This is a genomic window from Actinomadura sp. NPDC048032, from assembly GCF_040653175.1.
Classification (GTDB): Bacteria; Actinomycetota; Actinomycetes; order Streptosporangiales; family Streptosporangiaceae; genus Spirillospora; species Spirillospora verrucosospora.
This window is the reverse complement of the sequence record NZ_JBEZJP010000560.1, coordinates 1-4,304: the sequence shown is the minus strand read 5'-3', so window position 1 is coordinate 4,304 and position 4,304 is coordinate 1. Positions and strand designations below refer to the sequence as shown.

Below are 4,304 nucleotides of genomic sequence, written 5' to 3'. Positions count from 1 at the left end.
GGTGTGGGGGGGGGGGGGGGCGGGGGGTTTGCGCGCCGGGCGCCGCCGCGGTGCCCGCGCCCGGGGGCACTGCGGGCGCCTCGGGTCAGTAGTGCGGGTTGTTGGTCTGCGGGATCTCGATGCTGATCGGCATCTTGAAACCGGACAGGTAGAGCAGGGCGCCCTGGCGGAGGATCTCGTCGAAGGCCCAGTAGAGCTGCCGCAGCTCCTTCGGCGCCTTCGTGAGGTCGAGCAGGCCTTCGCGGACGGCGACGAAGGGCGGCCAGAGGTTCCGGATGAGCGGGTCCCACAGCGGGTCCCGCGGGATCTTCAGCCATCCGGCGATCTCGTCGCCGAGCATGAAGCGCGTGAGCGAGCCGAGGATGGGCTTGGTGAGGAGCCCGCCGTCGATCGTGGAGCCGAGGTTGAGCAGGATGTCGGCCAGCTTGACGCCCTCGGGGGTCGGCGCGAGCACCGGGGTCAGCACCTGCTCGGCCTGGGAGTTCGCCTCGTTCCACGACTTCGGGAGGTACTCGTCCCTGATGCCGAGCATGTGCCCGGCGAGCTGCCAGGACAGCAGGAACGCCTCGGACTCGGCGTCCGGGATCGGAACCTTCCACCGGACCAGGTTCTGCATGACGGTCGTGGGCAGGCTGTGCCAGGTGACCATCATGTCCGCCTGGCTGATCGGGATCTTCTCGTCGGCCGCCTTCGTCCAGTACGGGGACTTCGGCAGCAGGTGCCGCACGGCGGCGTGCACCAGCCGCGTCTTGACGCAGGTGACGATCATCTCGCCGTCGGGCTCGAACGCCTTCTCGGTGCCGATGTCGTAGCCGAGCTTGGCGGTCTTGGTGATGCGGTCCTTCATGTCCGCGCCGCCCTTGGAGTAGTAGACCGCGCGCGCCTCCTTGGGGATGGCCGTGCTCATCATCCCGCTGGCGAAGCCGTAGGTGACGCCCAGGTAGAGGCCGCGCTTCTCGTTGAACTCGAACGCGGTGGCCAGCTTGCCCGGGTCGGCCCACTCCGGCAGCCGGCGGGCGCGCTCCATGAAGTCGCGCAGATCCGCCGGCAGCCCGTCCGGCAGCGGCTGGCCGTTCCTGGTCCACGTGCGCAGCAGCTCGTTGACCCTGGGCACGTCGCCCCGGTCGAGCAGCGAGGCGACCAGCGCGTCGGCCTCCGGGTCCCACACCCACCGCGGGTCGGCGCCCGCGCCGGCGCCCGCCACCGAGCCCTCGGGCGACCACGTCCACAGGGGGGACGCCTGCGCCGGCGAGGCGACGCCGAGGGCGCCGAGCGCTCCGAGCGCCCCGCCGGTCATCAACACGTTGCGTCTGCTGGGTCTGTCCATGCCTTCGCTCCTCCTGGGGGCCGGAGGCGTCCCGCCGATCGCGAAGCCGGCCACCCCCGGGTTTCCTGAGCTGACCGGAACACTAGACCCTTATTGGCGTCGTGCCAATAGCTGGCGATCAGCGGAGCGGGAAGCCGAGCTCGCGGCCCTGCTCGCGCAGCTCGTCGCGGGCGGAGGGGTGGGCGACGTTGTCGATGATCTGCTGGGCCTGGGAGGCGGCGTCGTTCCCCCACACGGTGGCGGCGCCCCGCTCGCTGACGATGTAGCTGTGCTGGAACGAGGTGACCGGACCGGAGAGGCGCGGGATGACGGTCGAGACGTCCGCGCGCGGATGCCAGGACGGCAGGGCGATGACGGCGTGCCCGCCGGGGGAGTGCAGCGCGCCGACGACGAAGTCGGTCTGCCCGCCGAAGCCGGAGTAGATCACCCCGCGGACGCGGCTGGCGTTGGCCTGGGCGAACAGGTCGACCTGGAGCGCGGAGTTCACCGAGACCATGCGGGGACGGCGGGCGATGAGGCTCGGATCGTTGGTCTTCTCGGTGCGCAGCATCCGGATCCGCTCGTTGCGGTCGGCCCAGGCGTACAGCTCCGGACCGCCGAAGGCGAAGGACGCGGTGATCGGCGTCGCGGCGTCGAGCGCGCCCGCCTTCTCCAGCGCCAGCACCCCGTCGCTGAACATCTCCGACCAGACGCGCAGCCCCCGCCGGTCGAGCAGTGACGAGAGCACGGCGTCCGGTATGGCGCCGATGCCGAGCTGCAGGGTGGCGTCCTGCGGGACGAGCCGGGCCACCCGCTCGCCGATCTCGTGGGCGACCTCGCCGGGCGGCCGGGGGACCGGGGTCGCGAGCGGCTCGTCGTCCTCGATCGCCAGGTCGATCTCGTCGGTCGACAGGACCGCGTCGCCGAACGTGTAGGGCATGCGGGGGTTGAGCTGGGCGACGACCAGGCCGCCGCGCGCGCGGACCGCCTCGATGGCCGCGGGCAGGATGTTGACCTCGATGCCGAGCGAGACGGTCCCGCCGACCGGCAGGGAGGTCTGCACGATCACCACGTCCGGCGGCAGCGAGTCCTTCAGCAGGTTCGGCACCAGCGACAGCCGCGACGGGAAGTAGCGGAGGTTCGCGCGGCCGCGCATCCCGGCGCCCACGAAGGGCGTCTCCAGGTCGACCCCCTCGCGCTCCGGCAGGTCCAGCTGGGCGTTGAGCATGAACAGGCGGTACTCGGCGACCGCGGAGTCCAGGAGCCGCAGGGCCCGCCGGGGGGCGGCGAAGTTGCCGCCGGCCACGATCCGGGGCCGTCCCGGCAGCCCGGCCAGCACCCGTGCCAGATCCTCCTGGGAGACAACGCGCATCGAGATCCCTTTCCGAGAGACTTCACGACCAGGTCGCGGCGGGTCCGCGTGGCCAGTCTGCCCGACCGGCGGGACGGCGCCGGGGCCGAGGGCGGCGACGCCATGGGCGGCGATGAGTTCGCGGCCCCGCCGCGGTCAGCACCTGTGACGCATCCCCACGCACGAGGAGCGACATGTCTCTCGATCTCTTCGCAGGCATCCCCGTCACCGACTACGCGGAGGCGCTGCCGTGGTACGAGCGGTTCTTCGGCGCGGAGCCGTCGTTCCTGCCCAACGACGTCGAGGCCGTCTGGGAGGTGGCCGAGCACCGGTACGTCTACATCGTGCAGGACCCGGAGCGGGCCGGGCACGCCCTGGTGCTCGCGTTCGTCGACGATCTCGCCGACCGGGTCGCGGGGGTCGCGCGGCGGGGCATCCCGCCGGCGGGACGCGAGGAGTACGGCGGCGGCGTGACCAAGGTGGTCTTCCGCGACCCGGAGGGCAACGAGATCGGTTTCGGCGGCGCCGGCTGACGCGCTAGGCCGCCCGCCTCCCGGCGAGGTGCCGCAGCTCGGCGGCGCACATCATGAGCCTGCGCACCGGAAGGTGCCGGGCGTAGTGGTCCAGGTCGGCGCCGAGCGCGAACACGTGCACGGGGACCCCGGCGCCGCGGCCGGACTCGACGGCCTGGCGCAGGGCGGCCAGGACCGCCGGATGCCGGGTCTGGTAGGCGGCCGAGACCAGGTGGTTCCCGCGGTCGGCGGCGAGATAGAACTGGATCAGGTCCTTGGTGCCGACGAACAGCTCGCCCGCCCCGGAGGCGCAGAAGTCGGCCGCCGAGTGCACCGCGGCCGGCGTCTCGACGAAGACGGCGAGCGGCGTCTCGTCCCCGAGGCCGAGGAACCGCCGCAGCCGCACGTACTCGTCGCGGTCGTTGATGAACGGAACGGCGAAGCGCACCCGGTCCGCGTCCGCGCCCAGCCGGTCCCGCAGGCGGGCGCGCAGCGCCCGGAAGGCGTGCGGGTAGCGGCGCTCCCGCAGCAGCCACCGGGCGCCGTGCCGGCCGAGTTCGGGGTTCGGCTCGTCGTCCACGTGGGCGCCGGACGTGATCTTGGCGGCGTCGTCGGAGCGCAGGTCGAGGAGCCTCATGATCAGTCGCTGGCCGGGCAGGAGCTCGCGCACCATCGGGCACAGCTCCGACGCCACGGCCGCGCCGTAGCGCTCGGCCTCCCGGACGCCCTCCCGGAGCGAGTCGATCGGGCTCAGCCCGGCGGAGAAGCAGACGAACTCCTCGCGGATGAAGAAGGAGTCGGCGTGCTCCACGCGCGGTGCGAGGGCGTTGGTCGCCCGGATGTCGGTGGTGTCGGCGACGACCACGCAGATCGACTCGACGCCGCCGAAGGCGGCGGCCGGGCGCCCCGGGGCGGGCGCCGCCGGCGCGGCCTCGCCGAGGACGACCGACGCGCGGTCGAGCAGGAGCGTGGCCTCCCCGGCGAGCGATTCCAGATCGGACGGCGCGACGCGCAGCACGGGGATTCCGCGGGAACGGCAAAGGGATTGCATGTGGCCGGTCCGGCCGCCTTTGGCGCAGATCACGGCGGAGCAGGCGACGATGGGGGCCGGTCCGACAGCGGGCGGTCGCCCAGC

The 4,304-nt window shown here is 72.8% G+C and carries 4 protein-coding genes; 1 reads left to right on the top strand and 3 read right to left on the bottom strand.

What is annotated here, in order from left to right; all coding sequences use genetic code 11:
• Window positions 1-85: 85 nt before the first annotated feature.
• Both AB0C69_RS38870 and AB0C69_RS38865 read right to left on the bottom strand, forming a co-directional pair.
• Window positions 86-1,327 (bottom strand): oxygenase MpaB family protein, encoded by a 1,242-nt coding sequence (locus AB0C69_RS38870; RefSeq protein ID WP_360361101.1) that lies wholly within the window; start codon window positions 1,325-1,327, stop codon window positions 86-88.
• Between the two features lie 118 nt (window positions 1,328-1,445).
• Window positions 1,446-2,678: an acetyl-CoA hydrolase/transferase C-terminal domain-containing protein gene (locus AB0C69_RS38865; RefSeq protein WP_360361098.1), complete on the bottom strand. Its 1,233-nt coding sequence runs from the start codon at window positions 2,676-2,678 to the stop codon at window positions 1,446-1,448.
• 173 nt (window positions 2,679-2,851) lie between these two features.
• Between AB0C69_RS38865 and AB0C69_RS38860 the strand changes: the two genes are divergently transcribed.
• Complete coding sequence (locus tag AB0C69_RS38860; RefSeq protein ID WP_345181248.1) at window positions 2,852-3,190, top strand: VOC family protein; 339 nt, start codon at window positions 2,852-2,854, stop codon at window positions 3,188-3,190.
• Window positions 3,191-3,194: 4 nt separating this feature from the next.
• Here AB0C69_RS38860 and AB0C69_RS38855 read toward each other — a convergent pair whose 3' ends face one another.
• On the bottom strand, window positions 3,195-4,187 hold the full coding sequence (locus tag AB0C69_RS38855; protein ID WP_360361095.1) for a putative PEP-binding protein: 993 nt from the start codon (window positions 4,185-4,187) through the stop codon (window positions 3,195-3,197).
• Window positions 4,188-4,304: the final 117 nt, after the last annotated feature.